Source organism: Escherichia sp. HH26CH, from assembly GCF_009820205.1.
Taxonomy (GTDB): domain Bacteria; phylum Pseudomonadota; class Gammaproteobacteria; order Enterobacterales; family Enterobacteriaceae; genus Escherichia; species Escherichia coli_F.
This window is the reverse complement of the sequence record NZ_VNXM01000044.1, coordinates 74,213-92,876: the sequence shown is the minus strand read 5'-3', so window position 1 is coordinate 92,876 and position 18,664 is coordinate 74,213. Positions and strand designations below refer to the sequence as shown.

Here is an 18,664-nt window from a genome sequence, read left to right as displayed (position 1 = left end):
CTGGTCAAAGGCCCGCCGCTTAAGTAACATGGCGGGCTGACGAACGAATAAATACAGCGAAACGATAGTGGCACAACGAGATTATGTACGCCGCAGCCAACCGGCACCTTCGCGGCGAAAAAAAAGCACCTCACGGAAAAAGCAACGAAATCTGCCTGCGGTTTCTCCCGCAATGGTCGCTATTGCTGCCGCCGTTCTTGTGACCTTTATCGGTGGTCTGTACTTCATTACGCATCACAAGAAAGAAGAGTCCGAGACGCTGCAAAGCCAGAAAGTGACCGGAAACGGATTACCACCGAAACCAGAAGAACGCTGGCGCTACATTAAAGAGCTGGAAAGTCGCCAGCCGGGTGTGCGTGCACCAACAGAACCTTCTGCCGGTGGTGAAGTGAAAACGCCGGAGCAACTGACACCAGAACAACGTCAGCTTCTTGAACAAATGCAGGCTGATATGCGCCAGCAGCCAACGCAGCTGGTTGAAGTTCCGTGGAATGAACAGACGCCGGAACAGCGTCAGCAAACGCTTCAACGTCAGGCACAACAGCGTCAGATTCAGGCGGCTCAACAGCAGCAGCGTCAGGCTGAGCAGGCATATCAACAACCGCGTACCGCGCAAGCGCAGCAACCACCGCGCCAGACGCAGCAGACTCGCCAGGCGGCTCAGCAGCCGTACCAGGATCTCCTGCAAACGCCAGCACACACTGCCGCGGCGCAGCCGAAGTCACAGCAAGTCGCGCCTGTTAGCCGGGCCGCTGACGCGCCAAAACCGACGGCGGAGAAAAAAGACGAACGCCGCTGGATGGTGCAGTGCGGTTCGTTCAGAGGCGCGGAACAGGCAGAGACGGTACGTGCTCAGCTGGCGTTTGAAGGCTTTGACTCGAAGATCACCACCAACAATGGCTGGAATCGTGTGGTCATTGGCCCGGTGAAAGGCAAAGAGAACGCAGACAGCACCCTCAATCGCCTGAAGATGGCGGGTCATACAAACTGTATTCGACTCGCTACCGGGGGTTGAAACCCTCAAAATCCCCCCCATCTATAATTGCATTATGCCCCGTACTTTTGTACGGGGTTTGTACTCTGTATTCGTAACCAAGGGGTCAGCTCGTGACAACTATAGTAAGCGTACGCCGTAACGGCCATGTGGTCATCGCTGGTGATGGTCAGGCCACGTTGGGCAATACCGTAATGAAAGGTAACGTGAAAAAGGTCCGCCGTCTGTACAACGACAAAGTCATCGCGGGCTTTGCGGGCGGTACTGCGGATGCTTTTACGCTGTTCGAACTGTTTGAACGTAAACTGGAAATGCATCAGGGCCATCTGGTCAAAGCCGCCGTTGAGCTGGCAAAAGACTGGCGTACCGATCGCATGTTACGCAAACTTGAAGCACTGCTGGCAGTCGCGGATGAAACCGCTTCACTGATCATCACCGGTAACGGTGACGTGGTGCAGCCAGAAAACGATCTTATTGCTATCGGCTCCGGCGGCCCTTACGCCCAGGCTGCGGCGCGCGCGCTGTTAGAAAACACTGAACTAAGCGCCCGTGAAATTGCTGAAAAGGCGTTGGATATTGCAGGCGACATTTGCATCTATACCAACCATTTCCACACCATCGAAGAATTAAGCTACAAAGCGTAAGGATCTCCCATGTCTGAAATGACCCCACGCGAAATCGTCAGCGAACTGGATAAGCACATCATCGGCCAGGATAACGCCAAGCGTTCCGTGGCGATTGCACTGCGTAACCGCTGGCGTCGCATGCAGCTTAACGAAGAGCTGCGCCATGAAGTGACCCCGAAAAATATCCTGATGATCGGCCCGACCGGTGTCGGTAAAACTGAAATCGCTCGTCGTCTGGCTAAGCTGGCGAATGCGCCGTTCATCAAAGTTGAAGCGACCAAATTCACCGAAGTGGGCTATGTAGGTAAGGAAGTGGATTCTATTATCCGCGATCTGACCGATGCCGCCGTGAAAATGGTACGCGTCCAGGCTATTGAGAAAAACCGTTATCGCGCTGAAGAACTGGCAGAAGAACGTATTCTCGACGTGCTGATCCCACCGGCTAAAAACAACTGGGGACAGACCGAACAACAGCAGGAACCGTCCGCTGCTCGTCAGGCATTCCGCAAAAAACTGCGTGAAGGCCAGCTCGATGACAAAGAAATCGAGATCGATCTTGCCGCAGCACCGATGGGCGTTGAAATTATGGCGCCTCCGGGAATGGAAGAGATGACCAGCCAGCTGCAGTCCATGTTCCAGAACCTGGGTGGTCAGAAACAAAAAGCGCGTAAGCTGAAAATCAAAGACGCCATGAAGCTGCTGATTGAAGAAGAAGCGGCGAAACTGGTGAATCCGGAAGAGCTGAAGCAAGACGCTATCGACGCCGTTGAACAGCACGGGATCGTGTTTATCGACGAAATCGACAAAATCTGTAAGCGCGGCGAGTCTTCCGGTCCGGATGTTTCTCGTGAAGGTGTTCAGCGTGACCTGCTGCCGCTGGTAGAAGGTTGCACCGTTTCCACCAAACACGGGATGGTCAAAACTGACCACATTCTGTTTATCGCTTCTGGCGCGTTCCAGATTGCGAAACCGTCTGACCTGATCCCGGAACTGCAAGGTCGTCTGCCAATCCGCGTTGAACTGCAGGCACTGACCACCAGCGACTTCGAGCGTATTCTGACCGAGCCGAATGCCTCTATCACCGTGCAGTACAAAGCACTGATGGCGACTGAAGGCGTAAATATCGAGTTCACCGACTCCGGTATTAAGCGGATCGCGGAAGCAGCATGGCAGGTGAACGAATCTACCGAAAACATCGGTGCTCGTCGTTTACATACTGTTCTGGAGCGTTTAATGGAAGAGATTTCCTACGACGCCAGCGATTTAAGCGGTCAAACCATCACTATTGACGCAGATTATGTGAGCAAACATCTGGATGCGTTGGTGGCAGATGAAGATCTGAGCCGTTTTATCCTATAATCGCGTTCAATCATTTTCATCATTGTTTGATGGGGCTGAAAGGCCCCATTTTTATTGGCGCGTATTATGACTGAACAACAAATTAGCCGAACTCAGGCGTGGCTGGAAAGTTTACGACCTAAAACCCTCCCCCTCGCCTTTGCTGCAATTATCGTCGGGACGGCGCTGGCATGGTGGCAAGGTCACTTCGATCCGCTGGTCGCCCTGCTGGCACTGATTACCGCCGGACTGCTTCAAATTCTCTCTAACCTCGCTAATGATTACGGTGATGCAGTAAAAGGCAGCGATAAACCTGACCGCATTGGCCCGCTACGTGGCATGCAAAAAGGGGTCATTACCCAGCAAGAGATGAAACGGGCGCTCATTATTACCGTCGTGCTCATCTGTCTCTCCGGGCTGGCACTGGTTGCAGTGGCGTGCCATACGCTGGCCGATTTTGTCGGCTTCCTGATTCTTGGCGGGTTGTCGATCATTGCCGCTATCACCTACACCGTGGGCAATCGTCCTTATGGTTATATCGGTCTGGGTGATATTTCCGTACTGGTTTTCTTTGGCTGGTTAAGCGTCATGGGCAGCTGGTATTTACAGGCTCATACGTTGATTCCGGCGTTGATCCTTCCGGCGACCGCCTGTGGCCTGCTGGCAACAGCGGTTCTGAACATTAATAACCTGCGTGATATCAATAGCGACCGCGAGAATGGCAAAAACACGCTGGTAGTGCGCTTAGGTGAAGTGAACGCGCGTCGTTACCATGCCTGCCTGCTGATGGGCTCTCTGGTGTGTCTGGCGCTGTTTAATCTCTTTTCACTGCATAGCCTGTGGGGCTGGCTGTTCCTGCTGGCGGCACCATTACTGGTGAAGCAAGCCCGTTATGTGATGCGGGAAATGGACCCGGTGGCGATGCGACCGATGCTGGAACGCACTGTCAAGGGAGCGTTACTGACTAACCTGCTGTTTGTTTTAGGGATATTCCTAAGCCAGTGGGCAGCATAACTGACAAATATCAATTAACAATTGATGATTTTGCCAACAGCCCACATAGCGCGATATACTGAAAATTCTCGCAGCAACTGAATGTTAAGCCTATGAAATACGATACTTCCGAGCTTTGTGACATCTATCAAGAAGATGTTAACGTCGTGGAACCGCTGTTCTCCAACTTTGGCGGACGGGCGTCGTTTGGCGGACAAATAATCACGGTAAAATGTTTCGAGGACAACGGGTTGCTGTACGATCTGCTCGAACAGAATGGCCGTGGTCGTGTTCTCGTCGTTGATGGCGGTGGTTCTGTTCGTCGCGCACTGGTCGATGCTGAGCTGGCGCGTCTGGCAGTACAAAATGAATGGGAAGGCCTGGTCATTTACGGCGCGGTGCGTCAGGTAGATGACCTGGAAGAGCTGGATATCGGCATCCAGGCGATGGCAGCAATTCCAGTCGGTGCCGCTGGCGAAGGCATTGGCGAAAGCGATGTCCGCGTTAATTTTGGCGGCGTCACCTTCTTCTCCGGTGACCATCTTTATGCCGACAATACCGGGATTATTCTTTCAGAAGATCCGCTGGATATTGAATAAGTACCTGCCATGCGTTAAAAGGGGAATTAAATTCCCCTTTTTTATATGCAAAATATTCATAAAGACTATCGTTTGTTTTTATTTAATTCATTTTAAATATCAATAGTTCACATCTGACAATATAAATTAATTATCGATAAATCATTTCATAAAAATATGCAGCATTAAAAATTAATGCTATATGGTAAATTAACTATTCTGGGAATAGGGATATGAATCATCGTTAGTAGCGAACGTATTATATAATAAGGGATTGATATGAGATACGTTATCTTATTAATACTATGGATAATAACTACTTTTCTTAGTCATCTTCAGCACAGCAACCTACTGTCTGGAGATCCTGGCATGGTTGGCGAGTATATCGGTTCAGTATTTCTGGGGCCGTTGTTACTTCCCGTGCTTGTGTCAGGTATTCTGTGCGCATTTATTAAAAAAAAACGTAACTTCGCCAGTTTTACTCGCGGGTGCTGTTGGGTATTGGGAATCCTGCTTTTATCCAAAGTCGGCAATACGTTTCGTATGTTTACCCCGTGGCAATATACCTTTGAGAATGCTGCGATAACCGTGACTATCCCGAACCGACACTGGAATACGGTTTCCATTAGTACTAATAAAACCATTGATATAAGAAGTGAGGATAATAGCGTCTTCATTTCTGCTTTCCGCCTGCCCGCAGGACGTAGCGCCGATGACCCGCTGGAAGCGTTAAAGAAGAAGCAGCGAGACAATCTCAAGGATCAATACAATGAGGAAGCCTTCCAGTTTCATGATTGTAATGCCAAACATTTCACCTGTAAGTATCAGGATGTGTTGATAAATTTTGATGGTCAGCAGAAAAGAACCATCAGTGTTTATCTTGAAGACACCCCCAGGGCTGTGGGGATCATTGCATTAATGGCGCCAGATACGGCAGATAAATATCGCCAACAGGCGATGGAGATTATGCTTTCCGCTAAAAATGCAGTGAAGTAAAAAATAAGGCGCCTTGCGGCGCCTCTGCGTGGAAGAGATTAAACCTCTTCCATGCGACCCAGCAGGGCCTGCAGACGTTCCTGCCAGCCGTTCTGCTGTTCTTTCAGATGGTTGTTCTCACGCTCCAGCTCTTCGCGCTGATGCTGGGCATTTTGAACTTCCTGCGACAGTGAGTTGTTTTTTTCTTTCAGCTCTTCGATTTCCATCTGCAACAGAGTGATGGTATCAATCGCCTGCTGTACTTTTGCTTCCAGTTTCTCAAACACTTCTAATGACATTGTCATACCTCTCCTGAATTGCAAGGCGTTGATGGATAAAAATCCTCGTCCCGATTACCGGTGACGCCTTAATAAATACGAGCGCACTTTAGTTAGCTCCGATTGTATGAAGCCGCGCCATCGCTGTCCAGCGGCACGCCTTGCAGATTACGGTTTGCCACACTTTTCATCCTTCTCCTGGAGACATAATCCACGCAAATCGAAAATGTTAATAAATTTGTTGCGCGAATGATCTAACAAACATGCATCATGTACAATCAGATGGAATAAATGGCGCGATAACGCTCATTTTATGACGAAGCACACACATTTTAAGTTCGATATTTCTCGTTTTTGCTCGTTAACGATAAGTTTACAGCATGCCTACAAGCATCGTGGAGGTCCGTGACTTTCACGCATACAACAAACATTAACTCTTCAGGATCCGATTATGAGTCAAACATCAACCTTGAAAGGCCAGTGCATTGCTGAATTCCTCGGTACCGGGTTGTTGATTTTTTTCGGTGTGGGTTGCGTTGCAGCACTAAAAGTCGCTGGTGCGTCTTTTGGTCAGTGGGAAATCAGTGTCATTTGGGGACTGGGGGTGGCAATGGCCATCTACCTGACCGCAGGGGTTTCCGGCGCGCATCTTAACCCCGCTGTTACCATTGCATTGTGGCTGTTTGCCTGTTTCGACAAGCGCAAAGTTATTCCTTTTATCGTTTCACAAGTTGCCGGCGCTTTCTGCGCTGCGGCTTTAGTTTACGGGCTTTACTACAATTTATTTTTCGACTTCGAGCAGACTCATCACATTGTTCGCGGCAGCGTTGAAAGTGTTGATCTGGCTGGCACTTTCTCTACTTACCCTAATCCTCATATCAATTTTGTGCAGGCTTTCGCAGTTGAGATGGTGATTACCGCTATTCTGATGGGGCTGATCCTGGCGTTAACGGACGATGGCAACGGTGTACCACGCGGCCCTTTGGCTCCCTTGCTGATTGGTCTACTGATTGCGGTCATTGGCGCATCTATGGGCCCATTGACGGGCTTTGCCATGAACCCAGCGCGTGACTTCGGTCCGAAAGTCTTTGCCTGGCTGGCGGGCTGGGGCAATGTCGCCTTTACCGGCGGCAGAGACATTCCTTACTTCCTGGTGCCGCTTTTTGGCCCTATCGTTGGCGCGATTGTAGGTGCATTTGCCTATCGCAAACTGATTGGTCGCCATTTGCCTTGCGATATCTGTGTTGTGGAAGAAAAGGAGACCACAACTCCTTCAGAACAAAAAGCTTCGCTGTAATATGACTACGGGACAATTAAACATGACTGAAAAAAAATATATCGTTGCGCTCGACCAGGGCACCACCAGCTCCCGCGCGGTCGTAATGGATCACGATGCCAATATCATTAGCGTGTCACAGCGCGAATTTGAGCAAATCTACCCAAAACCAGGCTGGGTAGAACACGACCCAATGGAAATCTGGGCCACCCAAAGCTCCACGCTGGTAGAAGTGCTGGCGAAAGCCGATATCAGTTCCGATCAAATTGCAGCTATCGGTATTACGAATCAGCGTGAAACCACTATTGTCTGGGAAAAAGAAACCGGCAAGCCTATCTATAACGCTATTGTCTGGCAGTGTCGTCGTACCGCAGAAATCTGCGAGCATTTAAAACGTGACGGTTTAGAAGATTATATCCGCAGCAATACCGGTCTGGTGATTGACCCGTACTTCTCTGGCACCAAAGTGAAGTGGATCCTCGACCATGTGGAAGGCTCTCGCGAGCGTGCACGTCGTGGTGAATTGCTGTTTGGTACGGTGGATACGTGGCTTATCTGGAAAATGACTCAGGGCCGTGTCCATGTGACCGATTACACCAACGCCTCTCGTACCATGTTGTTCAACATCCATACCCTGGACTGGGACGACAAAATGCTGGAAGTGCTGGATATTCCGCGCGAGATGCTGCCAGAAGTGCGTCGTTCTTCCGAAGTGTACGGTCAGACTAACATTGGCGGCAAAGGCGGCACGCGTATTCCAATCTCCGGGATCGCCGGTGACCAGCAGGCGGCGCTGTTTGGTCAGTTGTGCGTGAAAGAAGGGATGGCGAAGAATACCTACGGCACTGGCTGCTTTATGCTGATGAACACCGGCGAGAAAGCGGTGAAATCAGAAAACGGCCTGCTGACCACCATCGCCTGTGGCCCAACTGGCGAAGTAAACTATGCGCTGGAAGGTGCGGTGTTTATGGCGGGCGCATCCATTCAGTGGCTGCGTGATGAGATGAAGCTGATTAATGACGCCTACGATTCCGAATATTTCGCCACCAAAGTACAAAATACCAACGGTGTGTATGTGGTTCCGGCGTTTACCGGGCTGGGTGCGCCGTACTGGGATCCGTATGCGCGCGGGGCGATTTTCGGTCTGACTCGTGGAGTGAACGCTAACCACATTATACGCGCGACGCTGGAGTCTATTGCTTATCAGACGCGTGACGTGCTGGAAGCGATGCAGGCCGATTCTGGTATTCGTCTGCACGCCCTGCGCGTGGATGGCGGCGCAGTGGCGAACAATTTCCTGATGCAGTTCCAGTCCGATATTCTCGGCACGCGCGTTGAACGCCCGGAAGTACGCGAAGTCACCGCATTGGGTGCGGCCTATCTTGCCGGTCTGGCGGTAGGCTTCTGGCAGAATCTTGACGAGCTGCAAGAGAAAGCGGTGATTGAGCGCGAGTTCCGTCCTGGCATCGAAACCACCGAGCGTAATTACCGTTACGCTGGCTGGAAAAAAGCGGTCAAACGCGCGATGGCGTGGGAAGAACACGACGAGTAATATCAGGCATCTGAACCAATTGCCTGATACTGATCGCCTGATGCGACGCTTACGCGTCTTATCAGGCCTACGAGCCGATGCCATTTTGTGTAGGCCGGATAAGGCGTTCACGCCGCATCTGGCATGTCGTAGACTCTGAAATCGTGCGGGGGCAACCCCCGCACACATCAATAATCCTGCCCTTCCCCTGTGCTACACTTCGCGCCATTCCTTACTGCTTAGAGTTTGCTATGAGACGAGAACTTGCCATCGAATTTTCCCGCGTCACCGAATCTGCGGCGCTGGCTGGCTACAAATGGTTAGGACGCGGCGATAAAAACACCGCGGACGGCGCGGCGGTTAACGCCATGCGTATTATGCTCAACCAGGTCAACATTGACGGCACCATCGTCATTGGTGAAGGTGAAATCGACGAAGCACCGATGCTCTACATTGGTGAAAAAGTCGGTACCGGTCGCGGTGATGCGGTAGATATTGCTGTTGATCCGATTGAAGGCACGCGCATGACGGCGATGGGCCAGGCTAACGCGCTGGCGGTGCTGGCAGTAGGCGATAAAGGCTGCTTCCTCAACGCGCCAGATATGTATATGGAGAAGCTGATCGTCGGACCGGGAGCCAAAGGCACCATTGATCTGAACCTGCCGCTGGCGGATAACCTGCGCAATGTTGCGGCGGCGCTCGGCAAACCGTTGAGCGAACTGACGGTAACGATTCTGGCAAAACCGCGCCACGATGCCGTTATCGCAGAAATGCAGCAACTCGGCGTGCGCGTATTTGCTATTCCGGATGGCGATGTGGCAGCCTCAATTCTCACCTGTATGCCAGACAGCGAAGTTGACGTGCTGTACGGTATTGGTGGCGCGCCGGAAGGCGTGGTTTCTGCGGCGGTGATCCGCGCATTAGATGGTGACATGAATGGTCGTCTGCTGGCACGTCATGACGTTAAAGGCGACAACGAAGAAAATCGCCGCATTGGCGAGCAGGAGCTGGCGCGCTGCAAAGCGATGGGCATCGAAGCGGGTAAAGTGTTGCGTCTGGGCGATATGGCGCGCAGCGACAACGTCATCTTTTCTGCCACTGGCATCACCAAAGGTGATCTGCTGGAAGGTATTAGCCGCAAAGGCAATATCGCCACCACCGAAACACTGCTGATCCGCGGTAAATCACGCACCATTCGTCGCATTCAATCCATCCACTATCTGGATCGTAAAGACCCGGAAATGCAGGTGCACATTCTCTGAGTGATTTGATCGATTGAGCCTTCCAGTCCTTCGGGACTGGAATTTTTTTGTTCGGAGAACGAAGATAAGGCAAGTCAATCAAAACAGGAGAAAAACATGGCTGATTGGGTAACAGGCAAAGTCACTAAAGTGCAGAACTGGACCGACGCCCTGTTTAGTCTCACCGTTCACGCTCCCGTGCTTCCATTTACTGCCGGGCAATTCACCAAACTAGGCCTTGAAATTGACGGCGAACGCGTCCAGCGTGCCTATTCCTACGTTAACTCTCCTGATAATCCCGATCTGGAGTTTTACCTGGTGACCGTCCCCGATGGAAAATTAAGCCCACGATTAGCGGCACTGAAACCGGGCGATGAAGTACAGGTGGTTAGCGAAGCAGCTGGCTTCTTTGTGCTGGATGAGGTCCCTGACTGCGAAACACTGTGGATGCTGGCAACCGGTACAGCGATTGGCCCTTATTTATCAATTCTGCAACTGGGCAAAGATTTAGATCGCTTCAAAAATCTGGTTCTGGTTCACGCCGCACGTTATGCCGCCGACTTAAGTTATCTGCCACTGATGCAAGAACTGGAAAAACGCTACGAAGGGAAACTGCGCATTCAGACGGTGGTCAGTCGGGAAACGGCGGCGGGTTCGCTCACCGGGCGAATACCGGCGTTAATTGAAAGTGGTGAACTGGAAAGTGCGGTGGGCTTGCCGATGGATAAAGAAACCAGCCATGTGATGCTGTGCGGCAATCCACAGATGGTTCGCGATACGCAACAGTTGCTAAAAGAAACCCGGCAGATGACGAAACATTTACGTCGTCGACCGGGCCATATGACAGCGGAGCATTACTGGTAAGCGGTTACTTATCGATAAACGGCACGATGAGCAGATCCGCTTTCAACTTATTGATCATCCCGCGGTATGCCGGCATCAAACGGTTGATAAATGAGTGGTGATGACCACAGACAAGGAGGTCGCACTGCTCTTGTTGCATAATATCCAGCAGTGTTTCCGGCATTTCCCCACGTTCAATACGCAGTTTTGTCTTCGGCCATTGAATATTTTTCGTCAGTTTATACAGCTTGTTATCCGACTTATTCTTCAACAATTGAAGAATATCCTCTGTTGCAGGGAAGTAGATACCCGGATACAACTCGCTTAAGCCATCATCAATATGAATTAACGTCAGGTGAGCGTCATTATGTCTGGCGAGCTCCAGGGCTTTATTCACCAGTAAGGCATCTTCTTCATTCCCGGAAATTGCCACGCCAATGTGTTTATAAGCCATGTTTAACTCCTTCTAAAGCAACTCCATCAAGCTAACGAACGCAGTGATAACTCAAAAATAATCATCTCGGCCTGGCATGAGAAGGTGAAGGCCGCATCAAGCTCAACTTGCCCCTCCAGATCCTTAATCTTATAGGCCACGCTGGCCCCTTCATCCGCAGAGGATGCAGCGGCGGCAAGCTCTTTCAGTTTAGTCATAAAGGACTCTGCTTCTTCGCGGGTGGCAAAAAAGCGCGAAAACTTACTGGTACAGTTGTCGTTATCAATCACCGTACCGATATCAATCGCACATCCTTTAGTACTGCATTTATCTACGACATCTTTCATAGGGCACCTCTGTATATTCGCCTCTCTGTCGATTACGACTTAAGAATAATGCGCCGTTAAGGGAAGAACAAACAAGTAATGATCTTATGGATTACCATTTTTTTTGATATTGCTTAAGGTGAAGAGATCAGAAGGATTTTCCGGGCATTGTCATTTTCAACGTGTAAATAACAAACCCGGAAAAAAATAGCAGTAAGAGATATATTAAAGGTTAATTACTTGATTTATTGTCGGCTTTATACTTCACATCCTGAGTGTCTTTACCATATTTATTTTCGCCTTGTGTGCCAACAAACGCACCAAGATCGATAAGCATCATCACCAGAATCAACGTCGGGACAAAACGCCCCACCGCCCATTGCCAGACACCAGGTAAAATCGCCCAGTTACCCGCCAGCAGCATCCACGCCACAATCATCAGAAATGCCCATGCGCCGGAACGCCCGCGATCATGCAAGCGCTTAACGGTTACTGCCGCTGTTGGCCAAAGCAAGCACACAAGGCAAAACGCCGCGGTCTGAATATCGAGTAAATTTTTACCCGCTAGTGAGAAAAGCACCAGCATGCCTGCGAACCACAGGCCTATCCAAATCCAGAAATCACGGCGTCCAATACGCCCTTTAAATGAAAATAACCATTGCTGTATGGTCATGTAAGTTCCTTGATGGTTGTCTTTTCCAGGATTCTACCCTTTTGACAAGGGCGACAGATATCGTTTTAATCGGAGCCAGTCATAACAAAAGGTACTGTCAATGAAGCCAGGGTGTACGCTGTTTTTTCTCTTATGTTCTGCATTAACCGTTACAACAGCGGCGCATGCACAAACACCAGATACGGCAACGACCGCGCCTTATCTGCTGGCTGGAGCCCCTACTTTCGATCTCTCCATCAGCCAGTTTCGAGAAGACTTTAACAGCCAGAATCCCAGCCTGCCACTGAACGAATTTCGTGCCATCGACAGCAGTCCCGACAAAGCCAATCTCACTCGTGCTGCAAGTAAAATTAATGAGAACTTGTATGCTTCTACAGCGCTGGAGCGCGGTACCTTAAAAATCAAAAGCATTCAAATGACCTGGCTACCCATCCAGGGACCAGAGCAAAAAGCCGCGAAAGCGAAAGCTCAGGAATACATGGCAGCGGTGATCCGCACACTCACCCCATTAATGACCAAAACACAAAGCCAGAAAAAACTGCAGTCGCTACTAACGGCGGGGAAAAACAAACGTTATTACACCGAGACCGAAGGTGCACTGCGTTATGTTGTCGCGGACAACGGCGAAAAGGGGCTGACCTTCGCTGTTGAACCGATTAAGCTGGCGCTATCTGAATCGCTTGAAGGTTTGAATAAATGACAAAAAGCAAAGCCTTTGTGCCGATGAATCTCTATACTGTTTCACAGACCTGCTGCCCTGCGGGGCGGCCATCTTCCTTTATTCGCTTATAAGCGTGGAGAATTAAAATGCGACATCCTTTAGTGATGGGTAACTGGAAACTGAACGGCAGCCGCCACATGGTTCACGAGCTGGTTTCTAACCTGCGTAAAGAGCTGGCAGGTGTTGCTGGCTGTGCGGTTGCAATCGCACCACCGGAAATGTACATCGATATGGCGAAGCGCGAAGCTGAAGGCAGCCACATCATGCTGGGTGCGCAAAACGTGGACCTGAACCTGTCCGGCGCATTCACCGGTGAAACCTCTGCTGCTATGCTGAAAGACATCGGCGCACAGTACATCATCATCGGCCACTCTGAACGTCGTACTTACCACAAAGAGTCTGACGAACTGATCGCGAAAAAATTCGCGGTGCTGAAAGAGCAGGGTCTGACTCCGGTTCTGTGCATCGGTGAAACCGAAGCTGAAAACGAAGCGGGCAAAACTGAAGAAGTTTGTGCACGTCAGATCGACGCGGTACTGAAAACTCAGGGTGCTGCAGCATTCGAAGGTGCGGTTATCGCTTACGAACCTGTATGGGCAATCGGTACTGGCAAATCTGCAACTCCGGCTCAGGCACAGGCTGTTCACAAATTCATTCGTGACCACATCGCTAGAGTTGACGCTAACATCGCTGAACAAGTAATCATCCAGTACGGCGGCTCTGTAAACGCGTCTAACGCTGCAGAACTGTTTGCTCAGCCAGACATCGACGGCGCGCTGGTTGGCGGTGCGTCTCTGAAAGCTGACGCTTTCGCAGTGATCGTTAAAGCTGCAGAAGCGGCTAAACAGGCTTAAGTCTGACAGGTGCCGGATTTCATATCCGGCACTTACTTTCCTTAACTCCTCGCCTTAACGCAAAATCTCACACTGATGATCCTGGATTTCCTCGGCTGAAGCACGGTTCAGCGTCAGTAGATTTCGTTGTGTCGCCAGCAACACAAACGAATTATCACTCTGCCGCACCATCGCCAGCCCGTAGCTTCCCATATGTTCCCGCGCCTCAGGCACTTCTTCTGCAAGCATCATAAATGGGCTGCGTTGTACCAGTTCGCTTTCCGTTACCCGACGCGCCAGGTATTCATGCCCGTGCAAACCACCTGGCAGTGGCAACCAGCGGCTGCTGATGTTCGCCAGATTATTATCCAGCTGTTCGCGCACATCAGGGCGAATACAAGAGATATGAATATGAAAATGGTTTTGCGTACGTCCGGTGCGGGAGTTAATCGCTAAAGAAACCGCGCGATCGGGAACCGGCTGGCCGTATTTTTTACTCATAAAATCACGCGCCTGCCAGGCCAACCAAAAAAAGTTAGGCGTAGAAGGATCGGTCAACAAAGGGCTTTCAGTACCGTTAATACGATACGTTGGCATCAACAGATATTGCAGTGGACCATTGAGGTCTTTTAAAACCACATATCCGGCATTGGGTTTGACTTCCGCACATGGCGAAGGATTTTGATTTTGCTGCTGATTGGGCAAACATTCCTCAAGGACAATCTTACGTAATGTATCCGACTCTTCACCGGTTAATTTCCAGTAACCAATACCGGCAGCCACAACGGCGATAACTATCATCACCAAAAAAAGAAGACCCGCTTTTTTCATCTTTTTTCCCTGTACCTCAAAGAGATGCAAGGGTAACGCAAAATCGTGACAAATAAAAAACCCGGTCGCGAGAAACCACCGGGTTTGATAATTATCCTGGGGAAATCAGCGTTTGCTGATCTGATCGAACGTACCGCCGTTAGCAAAATGCTCTTTTTGCGCTTTCGTCCAGCCGCCGAACTCTTCATCAATGGTGAATAACTTCAATTTTGGAAACGCATTTTCGTACTTTTTCGCTACCTCAGCGTCGCGCGGACGGTAGTAGTTTTTCGCGGCAATTTCCTGACCTTCTGGCGAGTAGAGATATTTCAGGTAGGCTTCCGCCACCTCTTTAGTACCTTTTTTCTCAACCACTTTATCGACCACCGACACGGTTGGCTCTGCGAGGATAGACTCACTCGGCGTGACGATTTCGAATTTATCTTTCCCCAGTTCATTCGCTGCCAGCAGAGCTTCGTTTTCCCAGGCAATCAGTACATCGCCAATTCCGCGCTCGACAAAAGTGTTAGTGGAGCCGCGCGCGCCAGAATCCAGAACTTCGACGTTTTTATACAGTGCCCGAACAAAATCCTGCGCTTTTGCCTGATCGTTGTTGTTGTGGTGCAGCGCGTAGCCCCAGGCAGCCAGGTAGTTCCAGCGCGCGCCACCAGAGCTTTTCGGATTAGGCGTGATCACCGAAACACCCGGTTTAATCAGATCGTTCCAGTCATGGATCTGCTTCGGATTGCCCTTACGTACCAGGAAAACAATGGTGGAAGTGTACGGTGCGGAGTTATCCGGCAGACGTTTGATCCACTCTTTATCAATCCGCCCGCGTTCCGCAATTGCGTCCACGTCATAGGCCAGGGCCAGCGTGACAACATCAGCTTCTATGCCATTGATTACTGACGTCGCTTGTTTACCGGAACCACCATGAGACTGGCGGATTACCACGTTATCGCCAGTTTGCTGTTTCCAGTGGGCGCTGAATGCCTTGTTGTACTGTTCGTACAATTCGCGCGTTGGATCATATGAAACGTTAAGAAGCTGAATATCCTTTGCCATAACGCTGGTTGCCGCCAGCAAAAATGTTAACCCTACGCCCCACTTGTTCATCGCCCGACTCTCTTATGTTGTGTTGTGATGAGCAAAGCGTGCCAGAAGGTTAACCAAACATTAAAGAATAAAAAAAGATTGGCTATAACTTGCGGGTATATGTTGGGGGATTAAAAAGGCGGAAGAAATCCGCCTCATATTGCTGACAAAGTGCGCTTTGTCCATGCCATATGCGGCGCGAACGCCTTACACGGCCTACAAAAGTTTGCAAATTCAATAAATTGCAGAATTCATGTAGGCCTGATAAGCGAAGCGCATCAGGCATTTTTGCTTCTGTCATCGGTTTCAGGCTAAAGGAATCTGCCTTTTTCCGAAATCATTAATACAGTTTTTTCGCGCAGTCCAGCCAGTCGCCTTTGAACGGACGCTTCATGTTTTCGATAGCGTCGATGATGTCGTGGTGAACCAGCTGTTCGTTCTGGATACCTACACAACGACCGCCGTAACCTGCCAGCAGCAGTTCAATGGCGTAAGCACCCATACGGGAAGCCAGAATACGGTCGTAAGGCACCGGAGAACCACCACGCTGAATGTGGCCCAACACAGTTGCACGGGTTTCACGACCAGTTTCTTTCTCGATGAAATGCGCCAGTTCGTCAACATCACACATGTGTTCGGTAATTGCCACAATGGCGTGTTTCTTACCTTTCGCGATACCCGCTTTGATTTCATTTACCAGGTCATCACGGCTGAATTCAACTTCCGGAACCACAACGAATTCACAACCACCGGCGATGGCCGCAGCCAGCGTCAGATCGCCACAGTAACGCCCCATCACTTCCACCACGGAAATACGCTGGTGAGAAGAAGAGGTGTCACGCAGGCGGTCGATCGCTTCTACAACGGTGCTCAGCGCAGTGAAGAAACCGATAGTGTAGTCAGTGCCTTTGATGTCGTTGTCGATAGTGCCCGGCAGGCCGATGCACGGGAAGCCCATTTCGGTCAGACGCATTGCACCCATGTAGGAACCGTCACCGCCGATAACCACCAGCGCGTCGATACCACGTTTTTTCAGGTTTTCGATAGCCACGGCGCGGATGTTCTCGTCGCGGAATTCCGGGAAACGCGCAGAACCGAGGAACGTACCGCCACGGTTGATCATGTCAGACACGCTGTAACGGTCTAGCTGTACCATACGGTCTTCATACAGACCCAGATAGCCGTCATAAATACCCATTACTTCCAGACCTTCTGTCAGCGCAGAACGAACAACCCCGCGAATTGCGGCGTTCATGCCTGGCGCATCACCGCCGCTTGTCAACACACCGATTTTCTTAATCATGACTACCTCTGAACTTTGGAATGCAAAATGAAATCTGTTGCCGGAAGTCTTCTTGCACATCGAAGTGATCCAACGAATGTGCAAATAGTATAACAATCACTTCCTGCTGAATTGATTCAGGTCAGGCCAAATGGCGGTATTTTATACACAAAATGCGGGTCTGGCTCTCTTTTATACTGATTATGAAAGCATAGACCGTTTACCCTCCCTGGGTACGACGGAACAGGGGTCCTGATGGATAATCACATCCGATCCCGGAAAACGCCGAAAAATAGCCTGCTCTACCTGATCCGCCACCATATGTGCCTGAACCAAAGGCAGAGAGTCTTCCATTTCCAAATGAATCTGAATAAAGCGGGTCGGCCCTGACTGCCGCGTGCGAAGATCGTGAGCGCCGCTAACACCCGGCCAGGAAGTCACGATATCAATAATTTCTTGCCGTTCCTCATCAGGTAATGCGCGATCCAGTAATGACTGTACCGCCTCATATCCCATGCGTAACGCGCTATATAAAATATAGATGCCGATTCCCAATGCAAACAGAGCATCGGCGCGATGCCAGCCGTACCAGGACAACCCCAGCGCCAGCAGAATTGCGCCGTTCATCATAACATCAGACTGGTAATGTAGCATATCAGCCCGCACCGCCTGGCTTTGCGTCCGGCGCACCACCCACCGCTGAAACGAGACAAGGATAATCGTACAAATTAGCGCCACAATTGTCACGATAACCCCGACGCCTGGATCTGTCATCGGTGTTGGAGATACCAGATGTTGAATACCCGTCAAAAACAGGAATAGTGCCGAACCGGAGATAAACATACTTTGCGCCAGCGCCGCGAGGGACTCAGCTTTACCGTGACCAAACGAGTGATTATCGTCGGCAGGTTGCAGGGAATATCGCACCACCAGTAAATTCGTCAACGACGCGCCGATATCCACCAGCGAATCCACCAGCGCGGCGAGAATACTCACCGACCCGGTATACCACCATGCAAAAATTTTAATCAGCAATAGCAGCGAAGCCATCGCCGTTGCAGCAATCGCCGCCCGACTGACCAGCCGTCCATAAGATTGATTCATAAATACTCCCGCTATCAACTGACGGTAGTATAACGGAAGCAAATCATCTGCAATGCATTAAGCAGTAGGCAAATTGAGGATAAAAAAAACCCCCACATCATGTGGGGGAAGACAGGGATGGTGTCTATGGCAAGGAAAACAGGGTTTACTACTGGGAACGTGAGTTGCTACTACTCAATAGCTTCAACGATGAACTTTTTTGCCATTGCGTCACGTCGCGCAACTGCTCCATTCGTTGTTGATGTTTCTCGTTTAAAACCGCTTGCTGCTCCGGCGTTAACAGGCGATACATTTGGTTGCGGACTTTTGCCATCTCAACCTGACGAGCAATTTGCTCATTCGCCATTTTTTCTGCCTGTGCGCGCACAGCGTTTTCATCAAAATTTTCTGCGGTGACAAGGCGATGCATTGTCTCCAGTTCGCTAACATTAACAGGAGGCTGTTCGTGCCGGGCCTGTTGCATAAGATCTCGCATCTGCTGACGCTGATGTTCGGTTAAACTTATGCCGTCGAACATATGGCTCTGCGTACTGCGCTGCGTAAGTTCTTCACCCGGATGCCAGTTATCGCCTGAACCGACTTCAGCAGCGTGGCTTAATGAACTGACTGCCAGCGTTGAGGCCATGACGGCAGCGGTAACTATGCGCATCATTTGCTCCCAAAATCTTTCTGTCGCGATTCAACGATAGAGAGTTTACGATTCAGGCTGCAAAC

21 protein-coding genes are annotated in these 18,664 nt (G+C 50.4%); 12 read left to right on the top strand and 9 right to left on the bottom strand.

The window, feature by feature from the left end:
* The first annotated feature begins 67 nt into the window (after positions 1 to 67).
* From ftsN to FQ015_RS16030, 6 genes are all read left to right on the top strand, one after another.
* A complete protein-coding gene (gene ftsN / locus FQ015_RS16055) occupies positions 68 to 1,015 on the top strand; it encodes a cell division protein FtsN (protein WP_001355352.1) in 948 nt (315 codons plus the stop codon).
* Between the two features lie 92 nt (positions 1,016 to 1,107).
* Positions 1,108 to 1,638, top strand: coding sequence for an ATP-dependent protease subunit HslV (gene hslV / locus FQ015_RS16050; protein ID WP_000208242.1), 531 nt, complete (start codon positions 1,108 to 1,110; stop codon positions 1,636 to 1,638).
* 9 nt (positions 1,639 to 1,647) lie between these two features.
* Positions 1,648 to 2,979, top strand: coding sequence for an HslU--HslV peptidase ATPase subunit (gene hslU, locus FQ015_RS16045; RefSeq protein ID WP_001293344.1), 1,332 nt, complete (start codon positions 1,648 to 1,650; stop codon positions 2,977 to 2,979).
* A gap of 66 nt (positions 2,980 to 3,045) precedes the next feature.
* Positions 3,046 to 3,972 carry a 1,4-dihydroxy-2-naphthoate polyprenyltransferase gene (gene menA, locus FQ015_RS16040; protein WP_000139496.1) on the top strand — a complete coding sequence of 309 codons (927 nt, stop codon included), beginning with the start codon at positions 3,046 to 3,048 and terminating at the stop codon, positions 3,970 to 3,972.
* A gap of 92 nt (positions 3,973 to 4,064) precedes the next feature.
* Positions 4,065 to 4,550, top strand: coding sequence for a ribonuclease E activity regulator RraA (rraA, locus tag FQ015_RS16035; protein WP_000872908.1), 486 nt, complete (start codon positions 4,065 to 4,067; stop codon positions 4,548 to 4,550).
* 348 nt (positions 4,551 to 4,898) lie between these two features.
* Positions 4,899 to 5,525: a hypothetical protein gene (locus tag FQ015_RS16030; protein ID WP_123057342.1), complete on the top strand. Its 627-nt coding sequence runs from the start codon at positions 4,899 to 4,901 to the stop codon at positions 5,523 to 5,525.
* 38 nt (positions 5,526 to 5,563) lie between these two features.
* Here FQ015_RS16030 and zapB read toward each other — a convergent pair whose 3' ends face one another.
* Positions 5,564 to 5,809 carry a septal ring assembly protein ZapB gene (gene zapB / locus FQ015_RS16025; RefSeq protein ID WP_001296623.1) on the bottom strand — a complete coding sequence of 82 codons (246 nt, stop codon included), beginning with the start codon at positions 5,807 to 5,809 and terminating at the stop codon, positions 5,564 to 5,566.
* A 424-nt stretch (positions 5,810 to 6,233) separates the two neighbouring features.
* Between zapB and glpF the strand changes: the two genes are divergently transcribed.
* The 4 genes from glpF (at position 6,234) to fpr (ending at position 10,694) form a co-directional block, all read left to right on the top strand.
* Positions 6,234 to 7,079 (top strand): glycerol uptake facilitator protein GlpF, encoded by an 846-nt coding sequence (gene glpF, locus FQ015_RS16020; RefSeq protein WP_000084268.1) that lies wholly within the window; start codon positions 6,234 to 6,236, stop codon positions 7,077 to 7,079.
* Between the two features lie 22 nt (positions 7,080 to 7,101).
* Complete coding sequence (gene glpK, locus FQ015_RS16015; protein WP_000136788.1) at positions 7,102 to 8,610, top strand: glycerol kinase GlpK; 1,509 nt, start codon at positions 7,102 to 7,104, stop codon at positions 8,608 to 8,610.
* Between the two features lie 230 nt (positions 8,611 to 8,840).
* Positions 8,841 to 9,851: a class II fructose-bisphosphatase gene (gene glpX, locus FQ015_RS16010; protein WP_001250644.1), complete on the top strand. Its 1,011-nt coding sequence runs from the start codon at positions 8,841 to 8,843 to the stop codon at positions 9,849 to 9,851.
* A 96-nt stretch (positions 9,852 to 9,947) separates the two neighbouring features.
* On the top strand, positions 9,948 to 10,694 hold the full coding sequence (gene fpr / locus FQ015_RS16005; protein ID WP_000796321.1) for a ferredoxin--NADP(+) reductase: 747 nt from the start codon (positions 9,948 to 9,950) through the stop codon (positions 10,692 to 10,694).
* Positions 10,695 to 10,698: 4 nt separating this feature from the next.
* On the opposite strand, the gene uspD is transcribed toward fpr, so the two are convergent.
* The 3 genes from uspD to FQ015_RS15990 form a co-directional block, all read right to left on the bottom strand.
* Positions 10,699 to 11,127 (bottom strand): universal stress protein UspD, encoded by a 429-nt coding sequence (uspD, locus tag FQ015_RS16000; protein ID WP_000323553.1) that lies wholly within the window; start codon positions 11,125 to 11,127, stop codon positions 10,699 to 10,701.
* Between the two features lie 26 nt (positions 11,128 to 11,153).
* Positions 11,154 to 11,453 carry a DUF406 domain-containing protein gene (locus tag FQ015_RS15995; protein ID WP_000655986.1) on the bottom strand — a complete coding sequence of 100 codons (300 nt, stop codon included), beginning with the start codon at positions 11,451 to 11,453 and terminating at the stop codon, positions 11,154 to 11,156.
* A 211-nt stretch (positions 11,454 to 11,664) separates the two neighbouring features.
* Positions 11,665 to 12,105: a DUF805 domain-containing protein gene (locus FQ015_RS15990; RefSeq protein WP_000155257.1), complete on the bottom strand. Its 441-nt coding sequence runs from the start codon at positions 12,103 to 12,105 to the stop codon at positions 11,665 to 11,667.
* A 100-nt stretch (positions 12,106 to 12,205) separates the two neighbouring features.
* Here FQ015_RS15990 and FQ015_RS15985 point away from each other — a divergent pair, with 100 nt between their 5' ends.
* Together FQ015_RS15985 and tpiA are read left to right on the top strand one after the other, a co-directional pair.
* Positions 12,206 to 12,805, top strand: a complete 600-nt coding sequence (locus tag FQ015_RS15985) for a YiiQ family protein (RefSeq protein ID WP_000802214.1) — start codon at positions 12,206 to 12,208, stop codon at positions 12,803 to 12,805.
* Between the two features lie 107 nt (positions 12,806 to 12,912).
* Complete coding sequence (gene tpiA / locus FQ015_RS15980) at positions 12,913 to 13,680, top strand: triose-phosphate isomerase (RefSeq protein WP_160524257.1); 768 nt, start codon at positions 12,913 to 12,915, stop codon at positions 13,678 to 13,680.
* 54 nt (positions 13,681 to 13,734) lie between these two features.
* On the opposite strand, the gene cdh is transcribed toward tpiA, so the two are convergent.
* From cdh to cpxP, 5 genes are all read right to left on the bottom strand, one after another.
* A complete protein-coding gene (gene cdh, locus FQ015_RS15975) occupies positions 13,735 to 14,490 on the bottom strand; it encodes a CDP-diacylglycerol diphosphatase (protein ID WP_001355351.1) in 756 nt (251 codons plus the stop codon).
* 105 nt (positions 14,491 to 14,595) lie between these two features.
* The gene (gene sbp, locus FQ015_RS15970) at positions 14,596 to 15,585 is read right to left on the bottom strand and encodes a sulfate/thiosulfate ABC transporter substrate-binding protein Sbp (protein ID WP_001045689.1); all 990 of its coding nucleotides are present in this window, start codon (positions 15,583 to 15,585) and stop codon (positions 14,596 to 14,598) included.
* Positions 15,586 to 15,904: 319 nt separating this feature from the next.
* On the bottom strand, positions 15,905 to 16,867 hold the full coding sequence (gene pfkA, locus FQ015_RS15965; protein ID WP_001355350.1) for a 6-phosphofructokinase: 963 nt from the start codon (positions 16,865 to 16,867) through the stop codon (positions 15,905 to 15,907).
* 180 nt (positions 16,868 to 17,047) lie between these two features.
* Entirely contained in the window at positions 17,048 to 17,950 is a 903-nt protein-coding gene (gene fieF / locus FQ015_RS15960) for a CDF family cation-efflux transporter FieF (RefSeq protein WP_160524256.1), read from the bottom strand.
* Between the two features lie 148 nt (positions 17,951 to 18,098).
* On the bottom strand, positions 18,099 to 18,599 hold the full coding sequence (gene cpxP / locus FQ015_RS15955; protein ID WP_001223800.1) for a cell-envelope stress modulator CpxP: 501 nt from the start codon (positions 18,597 to 18,599) through the stop codon (positions 18,099 to 18,101).
* Positions 18,600 to 18,664 lie beyond the last annotated feature (65 nt).